A 19,138-nucleotide genomic window follows, 5' to 3' on the forward strand; every position below is an offset into this window, starting at 1 on the left:
GTGCAAATTATCACCACAGATATCGCAGTCATCGGCGCAGGCGGCGCTGGTCTTCGTACTGCTATTGCAGCAGCTGAAGCAAACCCTGACTTAGAAGTAGCACTGATTTCTAAAGTTTACCCTATGCGTTCTCATACAGTCGCAGCGGAAGGTGGCTCAGCAGCAGTTATCAAGGATGAAGATAGCCTAGACAACCACTTCAACGACACTGTTGGCGGTGGCGACTGGCTATGTGAACAGGACGTTGTTGAATACTTTGTAGAAAACGCGACTCGCGAAATGATCCAAATGGAGCAATGGGGTTGCCCATGGAGTCGTAAAGAGAACGGTGAAGTCAACGTACGCCGCTTTGGCGGTATGAAAGTTGAACGCACTTGGTTCGCAGCCGATAAAACCGGCTTCCACATGCTTCACACCCTATTCCAGACATCAATGAAGTACGACAACATCAAACGTTTTGATGAGTACTTTGTGGTGGATCTACTTGTTGATGAAGGTGAGGTCCAAGGCCTGATCGCGATTCACATGTCAGAAGGTGAATTAGTCACAATCAAAGCAAAATCAGTTGTTCTTGCAACTGGTGGCGCAGGTCGTGTTTACCACTGTAACACTAACGGCGGTATCGTAACGGGCGACGGCATGGCGATGGCTTACCGTCACGGCGTTCCTCTACGCGACATGGAGTTCGTTCAATACCACCCAACCGGTCTTCCTGGTACAGGCATCCTGATGACCGAAGGTTGTCGTGGTGAAGGCGGTATCATCGTCAACAAGAATGGCTACCGCTACCTACAAGATTACGGCATGGGTCCTGAAACTCCAGTGGGCCAGCCGAAGAACAAATACATGGAACTGGGTCCACGTGACAAAGTTTCGCAAGCTTTCTGGCACGAACAACAGAAAGGCAACACCATCAAGCACCCTCTTGGTGATGTCGTACATCTAGACCTTCGCCACCTAGGTGAAGAGTACCTGCAAGAACGTCTACCGTTTATCTGTGAGCTTGCAAAAGCGTACGTAAACGTTGACCCTGCGAAAGAGCCGATTCCAATTCGTCCAACGGTGCACTACACCATGGGTGGTATTGAAACCAACGGTGAATGTGAAACGCGCATTAAAGGTCTATTCGCCGTTGGTGAATGTGCTTCTGTTGGTCTTCACGGCGCTAACCGTCTCGGTTCTAACTCACTGGCTGAGTTCGTAGTATTCGGCCGCGTTGCTGGTGAACAAGCAGTGAAACGCGCAGCAGAATTCAAAGGCTGGAACGAAGAGTCTATTGCGGCTCAAGTTAAAGCAGTTGAAGAGCGCATCGCAGCACTAATGAACCAAGAAGGTGATGAAAACTGGGCTGATATCCGCACTGAAATGGGTCACACCATGGAAGCTGGCTGTGGTATCTACCGCCAAGAAGATCTGATGCAAGCAACGATCGATAAGATCACTGAGCTAAAAGCACGCTACAAAAACATCAGCATCAAAGACAAAGGCAAAGTGTTCAACACTGACCTTCTTTACGCTATCGAAGTGGGTTACGGCCTAGAAGTTGCGGAGGCGATGGTTCACTCAGCAATCTTGCGTAAAGAGTCACGCGGTGCGCACCAACGTCTTGATGACAACTGCACTGAACGTGATGACGTGAACTTCCTCAAACACTCTCTGGCATTCTTCAAAGAAGATTCAGCACCAAATATCGACTACAGCGGCGTGAAGATTACTAAATCTCAGCCAAAAGCGCGTCTATACGGTGAAGCGGCTGAAAAAGCGGCTGCAGAAGAAGCGGCGAAAGCGGCAGAGAAGAAAGCAGAGGAGCAAGCATAATGTCAGCGAATCGCATCCAAAAAGTAGAAGTTCTGCGTTACGACCCAGAGCAAGATGCAGAACCGCATTTTCAAACCTTTGAAGTGCCGTTTGATGAAACCATGTCAACGCTTGATGCACTTGGCTACATCAAAGATAACCTAGATAAAGACCTGTCTTACCGTTGGTCTTGTCGTATGGCGATCTGTGGTTCTTGCGGCATCATGGTCAATGGCGTGCCGAAGCTAGCGTGTAAGAGCTTCCTACGTGATTACCCAAATGGCGTTAAAATTGAGCCACTAGCAAACTTCCCAATTGAGAAAGACTTAATCGTCGATATGACGCCGTTTATCGAGCGTCTAGAAGCGATCAAACCTTACATCATTGGTAACGACCGCAAGCCTGAAGATGGCACTAACCTACAAACACCTGAGCAAATGGCGAAGTACAAGCAATTTGCTGGTTGTATCAACTGTGGTCTTTGCTACGCGGCATGTCCTCAGTTTGGTTTAAACCCTGAGTTTATCGGTCCTGCAGCACTAACGCTTGCTCACCGCTACAACCTAGACAGCCGTGATAACGGTAAAGCTGAGCGTATGTCACTGATCAACGGTGAAAACGGCGCTTGGGGTTGTACGTTCGTCGGTTACTGTTCTGACGTTTGTCCGAAGAACGTTGATCCAGCGGCAGCGGTTAACCAAGGTAAAGTTGAGTCTTCAATGGACTTCGTTATCTCAATGTTCAAGCCTGACGGCACACCAACGAAAACAGCAGAGGAGGCGTAAGATGAGTAACCGTAAACCTTACGTTCGTGAAGTAAAACGTACTTGGTGGAAAAATCATCCGTTTTACCGCTTCTACATGCTGCGTGAAGCAACCGTACTGCCATTGATCCTATTCACACTGTTCCTAACCTTCGGTTTAGGCTCATTAGTGAAAGGACCTGAAGCGTGGCAAACCTGGCTAAACTTCATGGCCAACCCAGTGATCATCGCGATTAACATCGTGGCACTCGCTGGCAGCCTACTTCATGCTCAGACTTTCTTTAGCATGATGCCGCAAGTTATGCCGATCCGCCTTAAAGGTAAGCCAGTGGACAAAAAAATCATTGTGCTGACTCAATGGGCTGCAGTGGCATTTATTTCACTAATCGTCTTAGTCGTGGTGTAAGGAGCGTTAACGATGAAACCTAATTACTCTGTTGATAGAGCTCCGAAACGTTCTGATGAGCCAATCTGGTGGGGCCTATTTGGCGCTGGTGGTACTTGGTTTGCGATGATCACACCAATCACTATCTTAGTGCTTGGCGTACTAGCGCCACTGGGCGTGATTAATGCAGAAGCACTTAGCTACGAACGCGTATCTGAGTTTGCAACTAGCATCATCGGTGCGCTGTTTATCATTGGCACACTAGCACTACCAATGTGGCATGCAATGCACCGTGTCCATCATGGTATGCACGATCTTAAGTTCCATACAGGTCTAGTCGGCAAAGTGGCGTGTTACGCATTTGCTGGTTTGATTACAGCGCTAGCGGTTATCTTCATCTTCATGATTTAAACCACCATTTGATATAAAAATCCCTCGCCATGGCGAGGGATTTTTTTTATTTCAGTAAGCTTTGTTGCTTCGCCATTTGATGAGCAAACTTGGGCGCCGCCCACAATGAAGGCAAAATAATGAATGACGCGGGAACGGCAGTGATCACGATGAAAGATTGCAAAGCAGAAATGCCCCCTTCTCCCATTGAGATTAACACAATCGCAATTGCCCCCATCACGATGCCCCAAAAGGTACGAATCAGCGCGTTTGGTTGGCTATCACCTGTCATCACCATGCTAATGGTGTAAGTCATCGAGTCGCCTGTAGTGACGATAAAGGTGGTGGTCAAAATCAAAAACAGTACCGCCAGTAACATCGAGAACGGCAGCTGTTGGGTAATCGCCAATAATACGCCCGGCAGATTAAAGCCTTCAAAGCCGGCCTTGATACTGCCTGGATTAGCCAGTTCGAATGCTAGGCCACTACCGCCAACAATGCTAAACCAGAAACAGGTAATAAGCGGAGCAACGATACTGATGGCCAAGATCAATTGGCGAATGGTTCTTCCGCGTGAAATTCGAGCGATAAAGATCGCCATCATCGGTGCATAGCCGATAAACCATCCCCAGAAGAACACCGTCCACCAGCTAAGCCAGTTGGTATCACCACGATATAAAGCCATCGGCACAAAGTTATCGATCATTTGGCCCATGCCTTGGATGTAACCATCGACAATGAAGCTTGTTGGGCCAGCGATCAAAATAAACACCACCAACACCAGCGATAGAATGATGTTATAGCGGCTAATAAGTTGCATGCCTTTGCTCAGGCCACTCAGTGCCGATAAGGTATAGGCTGCCATCGCCAGTAGCACAACCAGTGTCTGGGTCATCAACCCATCCGGAATGCCAAATAGCGCATTAACCGCATAGCTAATTTGCAAACCAAGGAAACCGATCGGCCCAATCGTACCCGCAGCCACAGCGATAATACTTAGCGCATCGACCGTATTACCAAACCAGCCATGCAGTGCACGTTCACCAAATAGCGGATAAAGCAAAGTACGAGGTTTAAGAGGCAAGCCTTTCTCGTAGTGAAGATACATTAAGACAATTGAAGACAATGAGCCTAAGATCGCCCAAGCCAGAAATCCCCAATGCATAAACGATTGAGAAAGTGCATTGATGGCCATATCGCGAGCTTCAGCTTGACCATAAAATGGCGGCGGCGAGACAAAGTGTGCGATAGGCTCTGCCGCAGCCCAAAATACACCGCCACCTGCAAGCAAAGTACACAACAAGATTGACAGCCATTTGAATGTGCCCACTTCCGGTTGCTCTAACCCACCTAAACGCACGTAACCGGTCTGGCCTAATGTTAGGAATAGGCCAATCACGAAGTTAGCAAGAATTAACAGCTGCCAATAACCGCCGAAAAGTTGTGTCGCGTAACCAAAGCCGAGGTTGACGAGGTTCGTCAATAGCTGGGTATCAAACAGTGCTAGCAGCACAAAGATGGTTAGGAAGCTTCCGCTGATCCACAGTACTGGGTTAGACAGCTCTAGCTGAGAGCGGATGTTTACTTTGTTAGGTAGATGAAGTGAAGTGGTCGAGTTATCGACATCAGAAATGCAGGGGTCACCTGCCGCCAAACTGGCTCTAGACATTAGAGTCTCGCTTTTGCTGGCCCGATATTTCGGGTTAGGCGTGTTTCCCTCCCATTACAAAATAATGTGAGGACGATCATAAAAGCGCGCCATCATACAGAGAAAAAAGCTAATTGCACACCACATTCTCGATGTTTTTATATACAGATAGCTCTGATATAAAACAAAACACTATTCACCCCACGCGCAGCAGAATAAAATAATAACTGTAAAAACAGCACCTTACGTCGCAACAATAAAAAAGCCCGCTCAATTGAGCGGGCTTGTAAATTACATTGAGTACTAAAGAATAAAGCGGCTTAAATCTTCATCTTCGATCGTGTCACCAAGTTTGGCTCTCACGTACTCAGCATCAATTGTCAGTTTAGAACCGGCTTTATCCGTCGCTTCGAATGAGATCTCATCCATTAAGCGTTCCATAACAGTATGCAGACGACGTGCACCAATGTTCTCTGTGGTTTCATTAACTGTCCATGCAGCTTCCGCGATCTGAGTGATACCTTCTTCAGTAAACTCGATATCAACCTCTTCGGTCTTCATTAGCGCAATATATTGCTCAGTCAAAGACGCTTTAGGCTCAGTCAGGATACGTTTAAAGTCATTGCTTGATAGCGCCTCTAGCTCAACACGAATTGGCAGACGACCTTGCAGCTCAGGGATAAGATCCGATGGTTTTGCCACTTGGAATGCACCTGAAGCAACAAATAGGATGTGGTCAGTCTTCACCATACCGTGTTTCGTCGATACTGTGCTACCTTCAATCAAAGGCAGTAAGTCACGCTGAACACCTTCACGCGATACGTCAGGACCCGAGCTTTCGCCGCGCTTACAAATCTTGTCGATCTCATCAATAAATACGATACCGTTGTTTTCAACGTTGAAAATCGCCTGCTCTTTAAGCTCTTCTTGGTTAACGAGCTTAGCGGCTTCTTCTTCGGTTAACGCTTTAAACGCATCTTTGATTTTTAGCTTACGCTTCTTCTTCGTGTCGCCAGCTAAGTTTTGGAACATACCTTGTAGCTGGTTCGTCATCTCTTCCATGCCTGGAGGAGCCATGATTTCCACACCCATTTGCGGTGCAGCAACATCGATTTCAATCTCTTTATCGTCTAGTTTGCCTTCACGTAGCTTCTTACGGAAAACCTGACGCGTGTTTGATGAGCTTTCATCTTGCTGTTCATTCTGACCCCAAGCATCGCGTGCTGGCGGCAGCAGAGCATCAAGAATGCGCTCTTCTGCTTGCTCTTCCGCGCGGAATTTTACTTTTTCCATCGCTTGCTGGTGGGTCATCTTAATCGCAGCGTCAGTCAAGTCACGTATGATGGTTTCTACTTCCTTACCAACGTAACCCACCTCGGTAAACTTAGTCGCTTCAACCTTGATGAAAGGTGCATTCGCCAGCTTAGCTAGACGACGAGCAATTTCGGTTTTACCCACACCCGTTGGACCAATCATTAGGATGTTCTTTGGTGTTACTTCAACACGCAGGCTCTCTTCAAGCTGCATACGACGCCAGCGGTTACGTAGCGCGATCGCTACAGAACGCTTTGCATTTTCTTGGCCGATGATATGGCGGTTAAGCTCATGAACAATTTCGCGAGGAGTCATTTCAGACATAATTCAATTCCTTAAATTCGATTAGCACTATCTTTGCTTTTAAGCCGTTACTTACTCTGCTTGAGCAGCCGGGATTTCTAGTTCTTCGATAGTGTGGTGATGGTTAGTGAATACACAAATATCACCGGCAATAGTCAGTGATTTCTCTGCAATTTCACGTGCATCTAATTCTGTATTTTCAAGCAGCGCAGTTGCGGCCGCTTGGGCAAAGTTACCACCTGAACCGATCGCAATAAGATCATTTTCAGGCTGAACCACATCGCCATTACCGGTAATGATCAAAGAGGCGGTTTCATCAGCTACGGCCAGTAGCGCTTCTAGTTTGCGCAGGGCACGGTCACTGCGCCAATCTTTAGCCAGCTCCACCGCTGCTTTGGTTAGGTGGCCTTGGTGCATTTGTAGCTTGCTTTCAAACTTCTCAAACAGGGTGAAGGCATCAGCTGTACCACCAGCAAAACCCGCTAGAACTTTGTTGTTGTAGAGGCGACGCACTTTGCGCGCATTGCCCTTCATTACTGTGTTACCCAGAGATACTTGTCCATCACCAGCGATGACGACTTTGTTATTACGACGTACAGATACAATGGTAGTCACGAGTAGGGCCTCATAGTTATTTTAATCTCAGTGTTAAAAACTATATGAGGTTAAGAAGAAGGGAATTCAAGGGGTGGAATGGGGATACGGCGCGATCAAAAAAGCGAGCCATATAGCTCGCTTTTTTCTAATTACTGCGTCTCTTTCCAAATCGCACAAGGCTCGATTTTAGCACGCTGCAGTTTATGCTTATCTCGCTCAGCATCACGCTTGAACTTATAAGGTCCTAGTACTACGCGATACCAACTGCTGCCTTCTTTCTTACGAACTTGGCTGTTAATACCTTGGAAGGCAATATCCAGTTTACGTGCTTCAGCTTGCTGGGCGTTTTTGTACGCACCACACTGCATGATGTATGGAATCTCCGATACAACTTGCTCTTTCGCCTTCACTTCAACTTCACGGCTCGGCAAGCTATCGACGTAATCCCACTTCTCTTCAGGAGGTGGTGGCAATTTCGCTTGAGGCTTCGGCTTAGGTTTGACCGGTTGTGCTACCGGAGCCGGTGGCTCAGGATCCGTACTGAGAAGATATAAACCATAGCCAAAAACACTCACAAGGAGTAGAGCAAGCAAACCACTACGCCAAGGTTTACGGCGAGGAGCACTCTTCTTCTTTGCTGGCTTGCGGCTATTACCACCACGGCCTCTTTTTACGTAATCTCTATTTGCCACGACTAAACATCAATAAAGTTGGTTACTACTTCCGATATGTTAATCCAGATTGTCGTTGGATGACAGCGTAGATATGGAAGCGGCGCATCAAAATGCGCCGCTTGAAAACATCTAAGATTACAGAACTCTAGGCGGAGCTGCACTCTCTCTGACTACTAACTTAGTCTCAAGTAAACGCGAACCCGCACGTACATCATGACCACGTAGTAGCTCAAGCATCATCAACATGGCTTGGCGGCCAATCTCATAACGCGGTTGTGAGATCGTCGTTAATGGTGGATCACAGTATTGAGCAAAGTGAATATCATCGAAGCCAACAATAGAAAGATCTTGAGGAACTCTTAAGCCAAGCTTCTTCGCTTCTTGGATTGCGCCAATGGCCATCGCATCGTTATGACAGAATACCGCGGTTGGTGGCTCAGGCAGCGCAAGCAATTGGCGAATCGCCTTTGCTCCAGCTTCAAAGGTAAAATCACCATAAGTACAGTAACTGGTCGTCATGGTGATACCAGCACGGCGCAACGCTTGCTGATAACCTTGGTGACGGAACTGACATAATGTTGCAGATTCAGGCCCCGAAATTTGCGCGACGCGCTTGTGGCCCATCTGAGTTAAGTAATTAACCGCTTCAAATGCAGATGTGAGGTTATCGATGTGCACCGTTGGTAGTTCTAGCTCGGGTGCAAACTCACAAGCCATAACCATAGGTGGCAGATTCTTCTGCTCAGGCTTACTAACATCAAAAGGAAGGTCAGTGCCTAGCAGTAGCATGCCATCAGCTTGCTTAGTAAAAACTAAGTTCACAAATGAGCTTTCTCGTTTCTTTTGTTGCCCACTATCGCCCAGTAGAACAATGTAGCCATGTTCCATAGCAGCGTCTTCGATACCACGAATAATCTCGGTATAGTATGGGTCACATATATCTGGAATGATTGCGATAATTGTTTTGGACTCATTGCGGCGTAAGTTACGCGCCAGTGAGTTTGGTGAATAACCAGCTTCTAAAACAGCGTCTTCGACTCTTTTCCGTGTTGCTGAAGATACCTTTTCTGGATTCATTAGCGCACGTGAAACCGTCGCTGTTGAAACTCCCGCAAGCTGGGCAACATCCTTCATTGTCGCCATATTTTCTTAACCCTCTTCATTTCCTAAATTAGCAGCCTAGTTGTCACCTAAACCTAATGAATTGCATCTAAATCGTTCAGCGAACGACTTGACGTTACGTAGGCTAAAACACCTATCTTCTGTATTTAATTACAACGCAAACGTTTTACTCGCCAACTATCGTTGAAAAATAAACTATTTGCACATGACCTAGTGTATTCATTTCAAGGAGTAAAGTTACGGGAGATTTAACAAAATAGGCAGCCAGTGAGAGATGTTAATCACAAATAAATGAAAAAATTCTGCATATACATTTATCAAAAGCCAAAGGAGAGCGGTTTAGCACCATTCTCCTTCCAACTCGAACTGACTTGATCAGCTGAGATCTTGTGGCTCAATGTCGAGTGTCCAACGTACTTTTTTCGCATGCGGGAGCATTTGAATCACAGGCTTAGCGCTTGCAAGTAACTTTTGCATCGTCGGGCGACTTTGGGTCTGAAGCAATAACTGCCAACGGTACTTACCTGCCCTTTTCGCGAGCGGTGCTGGTGTTGGGCCTAGCACCTGACAAAAATCATCAAATAACGGATGGGCTTCTAAGGTATGGCGAACTTGGCGCAAAAATTCTTCCACCATTTCTGATTGGTTGGCTTCCGCTCTAAACAGAGTTAAAAAACTGTACGGTGGTAATTGCGCTAGTTTTCTTTCTTGCAAGGCTGTGTCGGCAAAGTGGCGATAGCTCTTAGTCAATAAAGCTTGCAATAAGCTGTGTTCTGGATGGTGAGTTTGTAATACCACCTCACCCGGTTTGCTCGCACGCCCAGCTCGACCTGCAACCTGAATAAATAGCTGAGCTAAACGTTCAGAAGCGCGAAAATCACTACTGTAGAGCGAGCCATCAACATCAAGAAGTGCCACTAAGGTAACATCAGGAAAGTGGTGACCTTTGGCCAGCATCTGGGTACCAATCAGGATCTGATATTCCCCATTTCGGATCGCACCAAGCGCACTCTCTAAACTGCCTTTACGGCGCGTGCTATCACGGTCGATACGAATGGTTTTGTATTCAGGGAACAACTCAGCTAGCTGGGTTTCTAATTGCTCCGTGCCAACACCGACCGTCACTAGATGCGTCGAGCCACAACCTTGGCACTGGTGAATAATCGGCTGCTGAGACCCACAGTGATGACAACGAATTTCATTGCTGTATTGGTGGTAGGTGTAATAGGCATCACAGCGTTTACACTCTGCAATCCAACCACATTCATGACACATCAAAGCAGGTGAGAAGCCACGTCGATTGAGAAACAGCATCACTTGGTTGCCCGCTTTAAGGTGCTTACGCATTTCGGCAATTAAAGGGGCAGACAGACCACTTTCAAGGTAGAGACCTTTCACATCGAGGACTTTATTAGTGGTCGGTGTCGCATTACCAGCGCGAGATGAGAGCACCAAATGATGATACTTACCCGCTAAGGCGTTATGCAGCGTTTCTAACGCTGGTGTTGCAGAGCCTAATACAATTGGGATCTGCTCTTTATTCGCCCGCATCACCGCCACATCGCGCGCATGATAACGTAAGCTGTCTTGCTGCTTGTATGAGGCGTCATGTTCTTCATCGACGATAATGATGCCGAGATTAGCAAAAGGGGTCAGCAGCGCAGAGCGGGTACCAATCACGATGCCGCAGGCATTATCACGCGCGCTAAGCCAAGCATTAAGACGCTCGGTATCATTCAGCCCCGAGTGGATCACCTCGACGGGAACATCAAAACGTTTTCTAAAACGGTTAATCGTTTGTGGGGTTAGACCTATTTCAGGCACAAGAACCAAAGCTTGCTGACCTTTTTCCAAAACAGGTTTAATCAGGTTTAAGTAGACCTCAGTTTTACCCGATCCTGTCACCCCTTCTAGCAGGTAACAGCCAAACCCTTCACCACTATTTACTGTGGCAATTGCAATGGCTTGTTCCGAGTTGAGTTTAGGTTTGTCAACATTGGCTTCAACGTGCTGACGCCAATCCCGAATAACGGGCTTAGTTTCAAGCGACTCAATCCAACCTTTTTCACTGAGTGATTTCAGCACCGAAGAGGAAACTTCCTCATCAATAAACCTTTGGTGCGGTAGCTCGCCCGCTTCAAGCATATGCATCACCTTGGCCTGCTTAATCGCTCGACCAAAGCCTTGCATTAACTGATCTCGCCCTGCAGGGGTCAGTTGCCATTCCACCAGCGTAGCAAAGTCAGCTGGCTTGCCTTTACGCAGTGCACTTGGCATCGCATTGAGTAGCGTGTCACCCAATGGGTACTGATAAAACTGACTGCACCAAAGCAATAATGAGTAGAGCTTTTCAGGCCACACAGGTTGGCTATCGAGAACTTGCTTAATTGGTTTGAGCTTATCAAGACTAAACTCAGACTCATTGGCAAACGCGGTCACCACGCCCACTAACGTCTGACGACCAAAAGGCACCGACACTCGCCCACCTATTACCGGAAATAGGTGACTTGGAATCTGGTAATCAAACTGTTTATCGAGTGGCACAGGTAACGCTACTCGGGCTATCAAAGGTCGCATTGTTTGGCAAAAAAGCTCGCTGGAAGGAATCGATAATTAGTCTAAGGGAAAAGCCTTGCAGTGGAAAGAGAGGCGCAAAAGTCTGCCAAAAACAATAATGGCTAAAAAAGTAGCAAGTTTGTTTCCAAATCGGTTGATCCTAACGCACGTATTCATTACTATATCGCGCCTTAGGATATGGCTCGCTTTATGGCAGCGGTATCCAAGAAAATTTTTTATTAACTACGTGTGGTGTCCGGCTTAGACTCGGATAGCGACACGGCCTATTTAGAGGTTCTCCCATGAAAACTGGTATCCACCCAGAATACAAAGCAATCAAAGCTACTTGTTCTTGCGGTAACTCTTTCGAGTTCAACTCAACTCTAGCTAAAGATTCTATCCACCTAGACGTATGTGACAAATGTCACCCATTCTACACTGGTAAGCAACGTATCGTAGATACAGGCGGCCGTGTTGATCGCTTCAACAAGCGTTTCGGTGCTCTTTCAAGCAAGAAGTAATTTCTTCGACTTGATTGGAAAAAAGGACGCTCAGGCGTCCTTTTTTGTTATCTGCTACCGACCAAATTACTATTTTTCAGAGTAATCTATTACTAAATTTTAGATTCGCTAGCCATATCTCTATTCATCTGGTCTTATCTCCAGTCATTTACCGCATTTTATTGCTTTAGCTCGCATTCTGACCTATGCAGCTTGACTTAGTTACTCTAAAATGGATTTCCCCATTATTTATAATTAATAACGAGTACCTACACCCATGTCAGACGACAATCGCCAAGAATTATCCCCAGAAGAACAATTCCGCCAACAAGCACTGGACTACCATGCTTACCCTACTCCAGGCAAAATCGCTGTCGCACTAACGACTCCAGCTGAAACAGCTAAGGATCTCGCACTAGCATACAGCCCTGGCGTGGCAGAACCTGTACGTGAAATCGCGCAAAACGCCGATAACGTTTACAAGTACACTTCGAAAGGAAATATGGTTGCGGTTATCTCAAACGGCACTGCTATTCTTGGTCTAGGTAACTTAGGTCCTCTAGCATCAAAGCCTGTAATGGAAGGTAAATCACTTCTATTCAAACGTTTTGCAGGTCTAGACTCAATTGATATTGAAGTAAAACACCGCACTATCGAAGAGTTTGTTGATACAGTGGCAAACATCGCCGACACCTTTGGTGGTATTAACCTTGAAGACATCAAAGCACCGGATTGTTTTGAAATTGAAAAGCAGCTTATCGAGCGTTGTGATGTACCTGTGTTCCACGATGACCAACACGGTACTGCGATTGTAACGGCTGCAGGTATGCTTAATGCGATTGAGCTACAAGGCAAAAAATTAGAAGAAGCGACAATTGTATGTCTGGGTGCTGGCGCTGCTGCTGTTGCGTGTATGGAGCTGCTGATCAAATGTGGCGCAATGCGCGAAAAGATCTACATGCTTGACCGTAAGGGTGTCATTCATACTCGCCGTGACGATCTGAACGAATACAAACAACTGTTCGCCAACAACACAGATAAACGCACACTAGAAGACGTGATTGAAGGGGCAGATCTGTTCTTGGGTGTATCGGGTCCTAACCTACTGTCACCAGAAGCACTTAAGCTAATGGCTGACAAGCCTGTTGTATTCGCATGTTCGAACCCAGATCCAGAAATTAAGCCAGAGCTCGCTCACGAAGTGCGTGACGATCTAATCATGGGCACAGGCCGCTCTGACTACCCGAACCAAGTTAACAACGTACTTTGTTTCCCATTCATCTTCCGTGGTGCTCTTGACGTACGCGCAAGTGAAATTAACGACGAAATGAAACTGGCAGCGGTTGATGCGATTCGTCAACTAGCTAAAGAAGAAGTGCCAGCAGAAGTACTAACTGCTGCGGGTGTTGACGCACTTTCATTCGGTCCTGGTTACATCATTCCAAAACCAATGGATTCGCGCCTACTACCTCGCGTAGCCAAAGCGGTTGCTCAAGCCGCGGTTGACTCAGGTGTTGCTCGTATCGAAATGCCAGAGAACTACATGGCAAGCTAATCCGCTTTTATTACGGATAATAAAAAACCGCTCTCCAATGGACAGCGGTTTTTTTGTATCTATTCAGTATTGGCTCACAGCGAAAAACTAAGGTGCTTGTGGTTTTTATTATTCTTCGTCAAACGCTTCGAATTCAATACCCATCTCTGTCATCAGTTTTTTCACTTCTGCAGGAATATCGTCTGGGCGATCTTTACGTAAATCTTCATCCGTCGGCAATGGTTGACCTGTGTAAGCATGAAGAAATGCTTCACACAATAGCTCGCTATTGGTTGCGTGGCGGAGGTTATTAATCTGACGACGCGTACGCTCATCAGTCAATACCTTCAATACTTTCAATGGGATAGAAACGGTAATCTTCTTTACTTGTTCGCTTTTCTTTCCATGTTCAGCATATGGGCTTATGTATTCGCCATTCCAATCTGCCATTGCGCACCTTTTGTAAATATTTATGTTTGAAATTAGAAAGCGCAATTTTAGCGGGATTTATGGCCATAAGCAAAGACATATAGACGTCTAGAAGTGTTGACGGCCACAAAAATGACAAGTAAAGTGAACAGATATGGGATTGGAATAACATATATCTAACAACCAACAGGTATAGCGTATTCCCTACTAGAAGTCACTAAAGTTCGAAAGGAAACACTTATGAGCACCCGCAAACCAGCCACAATCGCGGTACGTACTGGTATCGAGTCTGACACTCAGCATCACGCAGTTGTTCCACCAATCTACCTATCGACCAACTATGGCTTCCCGGCATTTGGCGAAGTACCAAAATACGACTATACCCGCTCAGGCAACCCAAACCGTGGTTTGCTTGAAACCGCTCTGTTCGAGTTAGAGTCAGGCAAAGGCGCTGTCGTGACTAACTGTGGTACCTCAGCACTTAACCTATGGGTATCCGCTTTCTTAGGCCCAGACGATCTTATCGTGGCACCACATGATTGTTACGGCGGAACCTACCGTCTATTCAACACCCGCGCTAATAAAGGTGATTTTAAAGTCGAGTTTGTTGATCAGTCCGATCAGCAAGCCTTCGCCGCCGCTCTCGCAAAAAAACCAAAATTAATTCTGTTAGAAACACCATCCAACCCACTCGTACGTGTGGTTGATATTGCTAAGGTGTGTGAACAGGCTAAGCAAGTCGGCGCTTTGGTTGCTGTCGACAATACCTTTTTGACACCTGTGTTCCAAAAACCTTTAGAGCTTGGCGCTGACTTTGTTATTCACTCAACAACGAAATACATCAACGGCCACTCTGATGTGATTGGTGGTGTCGTCATCACTAAAACTGAAGAGCATGCTGAAGAGCTGGCTTGGTGGGGTAACTGCATCGGCGCAACTGGCACACCATTTGATAGCTACATGACTCTGCGCGGCATTCGTACGTTAGGCGCGCGCATGAAAGTGCACGAGGAAAGCTCAAGTAGGATCTTAAGCTATCTACAAACTCAAGAGTTAGTTGGTAGCATCTATCACCCAAGCCTACCGGAACACCCAGGTCACGAGATTGCTAAAAAGCAGCAGTCAGGCTTTGGTTCAATGCTCAGTTTTGAGTTCGCCGGTAGCTTTGAACAGTTGAAATACTTTGTTGGTGAACTGGCTCTGTTCTCACTCGCCGAGTCACTTGGTGGTGTAGAAAGCCTAATTTGCCACCCTGCCTCTATGACCCACCGCGCAATGGGTGAAGAAGCACTTGCCGAAGCTGGAGTATCTCAACAACTGCTTCGCTTATCAGTCGGTTTAGAAGATGCCGATGACTTAATTGAAGACCTTCAGCAAGCATTTGCTAAAGCTAAGGAGGCATTCTAATGTCTATCGAGCGTCAGCTACATAAATTTGGTGGCAGCAGCTTAGCAGACCCAGAGTGCTACCGCCGCGTAGTGGGAATTCTCAAAGAATACTCAAAGCCTGATGACCTGGTTGTGGTATCCGCAGCCGGGAAAACAACTAACCGCCTAATCGCCTTTTTAGAAGCACTGAGTAAAGATGGCCGTCTTGCCCATGAAGAGCTACAAAGCCTACGCCAATTCCAAGTTGAGTTAGTCGAAGAACTACTTAATGGTGAAGAACGCGAGCAACTACTAGCAACCCTGCGTGATGAATTTAGCACCCTTGGCGAGCTTACCTCCCCGCTAACAGAAGCTGAAAAAGCGGCGGTTCTTGGTCACGGTGAAATGTGGTCATCACGCTTACTGTCTGCTTTGCTAAATCAAAACCAATTACCAGCTGTGGCTCAAGATGCTCGCGCGTTTCTTCGCGCAGAAGCAGGCACTCAGCCGGAAGTTGAATTTGGTACATCTTACCCATTAATTAAAGAAGTCCTAGCACAACACTCCCATCACCGTATCGTCATTACTGGCTTTATGGCTCAAGATAGCCAAGGCCATACCGTACTACTAGGCCGTAACGGTTCCGATTACTCAGCAACGGTTATCGGCGCATTAGCAGAAGCAAGCCGTGTGACAATTTGGAGCGATGTTGCCGGTGTTTACAGTGCAGACCCGCGTTTAGTCTCTGATGCTTGTCTATTACCTTTACTGCGTTTAGATGAAGCTAGTGAGTTGGCACGTCTAGCAGCTCCGGTTTTACACAGCCGTACATTGCAGCCTGTCGCGCAAAGCACTATGGATCTACACCTACGTTGCAGCTACCAGCCAGAGTCTGGTTCAACCCGTATTGAACGTGTGCTGGCATCAGGCCGCGGAGCTAAAATCATTTCTTCACTTGATGAAGTGCTCTTAATCGAGCTTAACTTTGCTTCTGGTCATGACTTCCAACGCGTAGAAAATGAGGTACTAAGCAGCCTTAAGCGCGCTCAGCTTGAGCCTCTCACCTATGAATCTCAGCCCGATCAGCAATGTCTACGTTTAGCCTATACAGCAGAGATCGCTGGCGGCGCTCTAGAGTATTTACAAGATGCCGCGATTGAAGCCGAAATTAAGCTTAAAGAAGGCTACTCAATGGTGGCAGCCGTTGGCGCTGGCGTAACAACCAATGCCAATCATTGCTACGGTTTCTACCAGCAGCTAAAAAATGCCCCAATTGAATTCATCTCTGAGTCGTTGTCTCGCTTAAGCCTAGTAGCGGTGCTACGTACTACCGATACCAATCCTCTGGTTAAATCGATTCATAGCCAACTATTCCAAGCGCAAAAGCGTGTTGCCATCGCTCTATGTGGCAAAGGCAATATTGGTTCAAGTTGGATTGACCTATTTACTGAGCAGAAAAATGAGCTGGAAAAACGTCACGGTATGAACTTTGAGCTGGTCGCGGTTGTCGATAGTCAAACCTATTGGTTCGATTCAAATGGTATTGATGCAAGTAAAGTAGCAGCGCATTTTGATGAAGAGTCAGTTAGCCACGAAGGTAGCAACTGGATAGAAAGACTAGGTGCTCTGCAAGGTTATGATGATGTCGTTGTACTTGATGTAACCGCAAGCCAAACACTCGCGGGCCGATATCTTGAAATTGCCGAGCAAGGCATGCATTTAATCTCAGCGAACAAAGTGGCTGGTTCAGCTTCTAGCGAGTACTACCATCAAGTACAAGATGCATTTGCGAAAATTAATCGTCACTGGTTATACAATGCGACTGTTGGTGCGGGTCTCCCAATCAACCATACCGTGCGTGACCTGCGCGAAAGTGGTGATGACATTACTGCACTTTCAGGCATCTTCTCAGGAACACTCTCATGGTTGTTCCAGCAATATGACGGCACGATTCCATTTGCTGAACTTGTCGACTTAGCTTGGCAACAAGGCCTTACTGAACCAGATCCACGCAGTGATCTAGATGGTTCTGATGTAATGCGTAAACTGGTCATCCTAGCACGTGAATCTGGGCTTTCGTTAGAGCCAGAATCAGTCAAAGTTGAAAGCCTAGTTCCAGCAGAACTTGCCGATGTCTCGTTAGATGAGTTCTTAGATAAAAGCCAACTACTAAGCGAACTGCTCGCAGAACGCCTAGAAAAGGCTCAGCGCGATGATAAGGTCCTAAGGTATGTTGCACGTTTAGAAAAGAATGGAACAGCCACAGTAGGCGTAGAGGCGCTTAATAGAGAGCACGCTTTAGCTAACCTCTTGCCATGTGACAATATCTTCGCGATTGAAAGTAAATGGTACAAAGATAACCCGTTGGTTATACGTGGCCCTGGTGCAGGTAGAGAAGTAACTGCTGGTGCCATTCAATCAGATCTCAATCTTCTATCTAGCTTACTTTAAGCAATATAGGCGCAGTCCTCACTGCGCCTAATTCCCTTTCTCATTCAACATGAATCGATTTCAACTCAACTTGAACTCTACTCATAATTAACTTGAAAAAAATTCATAATCGTACGGTTGACATTAAATCGTATTCAATACATCCTGTAGACATATAGACGTCTAAACGTCGATTGGGATTTTTGAGTTTTTGGCACTGATGGCCACAGGGAGAGTAAGATGGGATACACACACGCCAGTCATATTGACGCTTTAAATCAGAATATCGCTGAACTGTCTGACAATATCAATGTGTCATTTGAGTTTTTTCCGCCAAGCAGTGAAAAAATGGAAGAGACTCTATGGAATTCAGTACACCGCTTAAAAACTCTTAAACCTAAATTTGTTTCTGTTACTTATGGCGCAAACTCAGGAGAGCGTGACAGAACTCATTCAATCATCAAAGAAATCAAAGATCAAACCGGTCTAGTAGCTGCACCGCACCTAACCTGTATTGACGCTTCACGCGAAGAGCTTATCCAGATTGCCGACGATTACTGGGCAAATGGTATCCAAAGCATTGTTGCTCTGCGTGGTGATATTCCAGCGGGTGGCGGCGCTCCTGAAATGTACGCATCCGATCTAGTGACACTACTGAAAGAACGCCATGACTTTGATATTTCCGTTGCGGCTTTCCCAGAAGTACACCCTGAAGCAAAAAGTGCTCAAGCTGACCTACTAAACCTAAAACGTAAAGTGGACGCTGGTGCTAACCGTGCAATTACTCAGTTCTTCTTTGATGTTGAAAGCTACCTACGCTTCCGTGACCGCAGTGTTGCTGCTGGTATCGATGTCGAAATCGTACCGGGCATCCTTCCTGTATCGAACTTTAAACAAGCTTCACGCTTCGCTGCGATGAACAATGTGAAAGTACCAGGCTGGATGGCACAACAGTTTGAAGGGCTAGATGATGATCCAACGACACGTCAGCTAGTTGGTGCTAGCCAAGCAATCGATATGGTACGTACTCTAAGCCGTGAAGGTGTGAAAGACTTCCACTTCTACACCCTTAACCGTGCAGAGATGACTTACGCACTATGTCATACACTGGGCGTTCGTCCACAAGGCTAATCTAATCTTCGAAAATCCCGCTCAAAACAAAAAGGCCGAACACAATGTTCTAATGCCGATCGGTTTAGAGACTTGAATGATCTTCGGGTCGTATGATAATCCCCACTAACAAAGTTAGTGGGGATTTTTTATGTTGGCTCAAGAATTAGTACTGGCTCATGAAACGATTGAAGATGCTACAGACTACGAGTCTGTCG

General features: G+C 46.5%; 16 protein-coding genes. 9 read left to right on the forward strand and 7 right to left on the reverse strand.

Annotation, left to right across the window (positions count from 1 at the left end):
• Genes frdA through frdD form a run of 4 tightly spaced genes read left to right on the forward strand, consistent with a single transcriptional unit; the run spans nucleotide 1 to nucleotide 3,357 of the window.
• On the forward strand, nucleotides 1-1,818 hold the full coding sequence (gene frdA / locus ELS82_RS17190; protein ID WP_134836567.1) for a fumarate reductase (quinol) flavoprotein subunit: 1,818 nt from the start codon (nucleotides 1-3) through the stop codon (nucleotides 1,816-1,818).
• Nucleotides 1,818-2,582, forward strand: a complete 765-nt coding sequence (locus ELS82_RS17195; RefSeq protein WP_053441438.1) for a succinate dehydrogenase/fumarate reductase iron-sulfur subunit — start codon at nucleotides 1,818-1,820, stop codon at nucleotides 2,580-2,582. The genes frdA and ELS82_RS17195 overlap by 1 nt, the downstream gene beginning before the upstream one ends.
• Before the next feature lies 1 nt (nucleotide 2,583).
• On the forward strand, nucleotides 2,584-2,967 hold the full coding sequence (gene frdC, locus ELS82_RS17200) for a fumarate reductase subunit FrdC (protein WP_053441439.1): 384 nt from the start codon (nucleotides 2,584-2,586) through the stop codon (nucleotides 2,965-2,967).
• A gap of 12 nt (nucleotides 2,968-2,979) precedes the next feature.
• A complete protein-coding gene (gene frdD / locus ELS82_RS17205) occupies nucleotides 2,980-3,357 on the forward strand; it encodes a fumarate reductase subunit FrdD (protein WP_134836568.1) in 378 nt (125 codons plus the stop codon).
• A gap of 46 nt (nucleotides 3,358-3,403) precedes the next feature.
• On the opposite strand, the gene ELS82_RS17210 is transcribed toward frdD, so the two are convergent.
• The 6 genes from ELS82_RS17210 to priA all read right to left on the reverse strand — a co-directional run bounded on the left by ELS82_RS17210 (nucleotide 3,404) and on the right by priA (nucleotide 11,571).
• The gene (locus tag ELS82_RS17210) at nucleotides 3,404-5,005 is read right to left on the reverse strand and encodes a BCCT family transporter (protein WP_134836569.1); all 1,602 of its coding nucleotides are present in this window, start codon (nucleotides 5,003-5,005) and stop codon (nucleotides 3,404-3,406) included.
• A gap of 282 nt (nucleotides 5,006-5,287) precedes the next feature.
• Entirely contained in the window at nucleotides 5,288-6,622 is a 1,335-nt protein-coding gene (hslU, locus tag ELS82_RS17215; protein WP_134836570.1) for an ATP-dependent protease ATPase subunit HslU, read from the reverse strand.
• Between the two features lie 51 nt (nucleotides 6,623-6,673).
• Nucleotides 6,674-7,216, reverse strand: coding sequence for an ATP-dependent protease subunit HslV (gene hslV, locus ELS82_RS17220; RefSeq protein WP_004415984.1), 543 nt, complete (start codon nucleotides 7,214-7,216; stop codon nucleotides 6,674-6,676).
• A 131-nt stretch (nucleotides 7,217-7,347) separates the two neighbouring features.
• Nucleotides 7,348-7,890: a cell division protein FtsN gene (ftsN, locus tag ELS82_RS17225; protein WP_134836571.1), complete on the reverse strand. Its 543-nt coding sequence runs from the start codon at nucleotides 7,888-7,890 to the stop codon at nucleotides 7,348-7,350.
• A 117-nt stretch (nucleotides 7,891-8,007) separates the two neighbouring features.
• The gene (gene cytR / locus ELS82_RS17230; protein WP_053441444.1) at nucleotides 8,008-9,015 is read right to left on the reverse strand and encodes a DNA-binding transcriptional regulator CytR; all 1,008 of its coding nucleotides are present in this window, start codon (nucleotides 9,013-9,015) and stop codon (nucleotides 8,008-8,010) included.
• A 354-nt stretch (nucleotides 9,016-9,369) separates the two neighbouring features.
• The gene (gene priA / locus ELS82_RS17235) at nucleotides 9,370-11,571 is read right to left on the reverse strand and encodes a primosomal protein N' (protein WP_134836572.1); all 2,202 of its coding nucleotides are present in this window, start codon (nucleotides 11,569-11,571) and stop codon (nucleotides 9,370-9,372) included.
• Nucleotides 11,572-11,852: 281 nt separating this feature from the next.
• Between priA and rpmE the strand changes: the two genes are divergently transcribed.
• Both rpmE and ELS82_RS17250 read left to right on the forward strand, forming a co-directional pair.
• Complete coding sequence (gene rpmE, locus ELS82_RS17245) at nucleotides 11,853-12,071, forward strand: 50S ribosomal protein L31 (RefSeq protein WP_053410189.1); 219 nt, start codon at nucleotides 11,853-11,855, stop codon at nucleotides 12,069-12,071.
• A gap of 256 nt (nucleotides 12,072-12,327) precedes the next feature.
• Nucleotides 12,328-13,605, forward strand: a complete 1,278-nt coding sequence (locus ELS82_RS17250; RefSeq protein ID WP_134836574.1) for a malic enzyme-like NAD(P)-binding protein — start codon at nucleotides 12,328-12,330, stop codon at nucleotides 13,603-13,605.
• A gap of 108 nt (nucleotides 13,606-13,713) precedes the next feature.
• Here the strand turns inward: ELS82_RS17250 and metJ are convergent, their stop codons facing one another.
• A complete protein-coding gene (gene metJ / locus ELS82_RS17255; protein WP_004415993.1) occupies nucleotides 13,714-14,034 on the reverse strand; it encodes a met regulon transcriptional regulator MetJ in 321 nt (106 codons plus the stop codon).
• Nucleotides 14,035-14,253: 219 nt separating this feature from the next.
• On the opposite strand from metJ, the gene ELS82_RS17265 reads away from it, so the two are divergent.
• From ELS82_RS17265 to metF, 3 genes are all read left to right on the forward strand, one after another.
• Nucleotides 14,254-15,420, forward strand: a complete 1,167-nt coding sequence (locus ELS82_RS17265) for an O-succinylhomoserine (thiol)-lyase (protein WP_134836576.1) — start codon at nucleotides 14,254-14,256, stop codon at nucleotides 15,418-15,420.
• The gene (locus tag ELS82_RS17270) at nucleotides 15,420-17,831 is read left to right on the forward strand and encodes a bifunctional aspartate kinase/homoserine dehydrogenase II (protein ID WP_134836577.1); all 2,412 of its coding nucleotides are present in this window, start codon (nucleotides 15,420-15,422) and stop codon (nucleotides 17,829-17,831) included. The genes ELS82_RS17265 and ELS82_RS17270 overlap by 1 nt, the downstream gene beginning before the upstream one ends.
• 219 nt (nucleotides 17,832-18,050) lie before the next feature.
• Nucleotides 18,051-18,941: a methylenetetrahydrofolate reductase gene (gene metF / locus ELS82_RS17275; protein WP_134836578.1), complete on the forward strand. Its 891-nt coding sequence runs from the start codon at nucleotides 18,051-18,053 to the stop codon at nucleotides 18,939-18,941.
• The last annotated feature ends 197 nt before the right edge of the window (nucleotides 18,942-19,138 follow it).

It is taken from the genome of Vibrio ouci (assembly GCF_004551525.1).
GTDB lineage: Bacteria > Pseudomonadota > Gammaproteobacteria > Enterobacterales > Vibrionaceae > Vibrio > Vibrio ouci.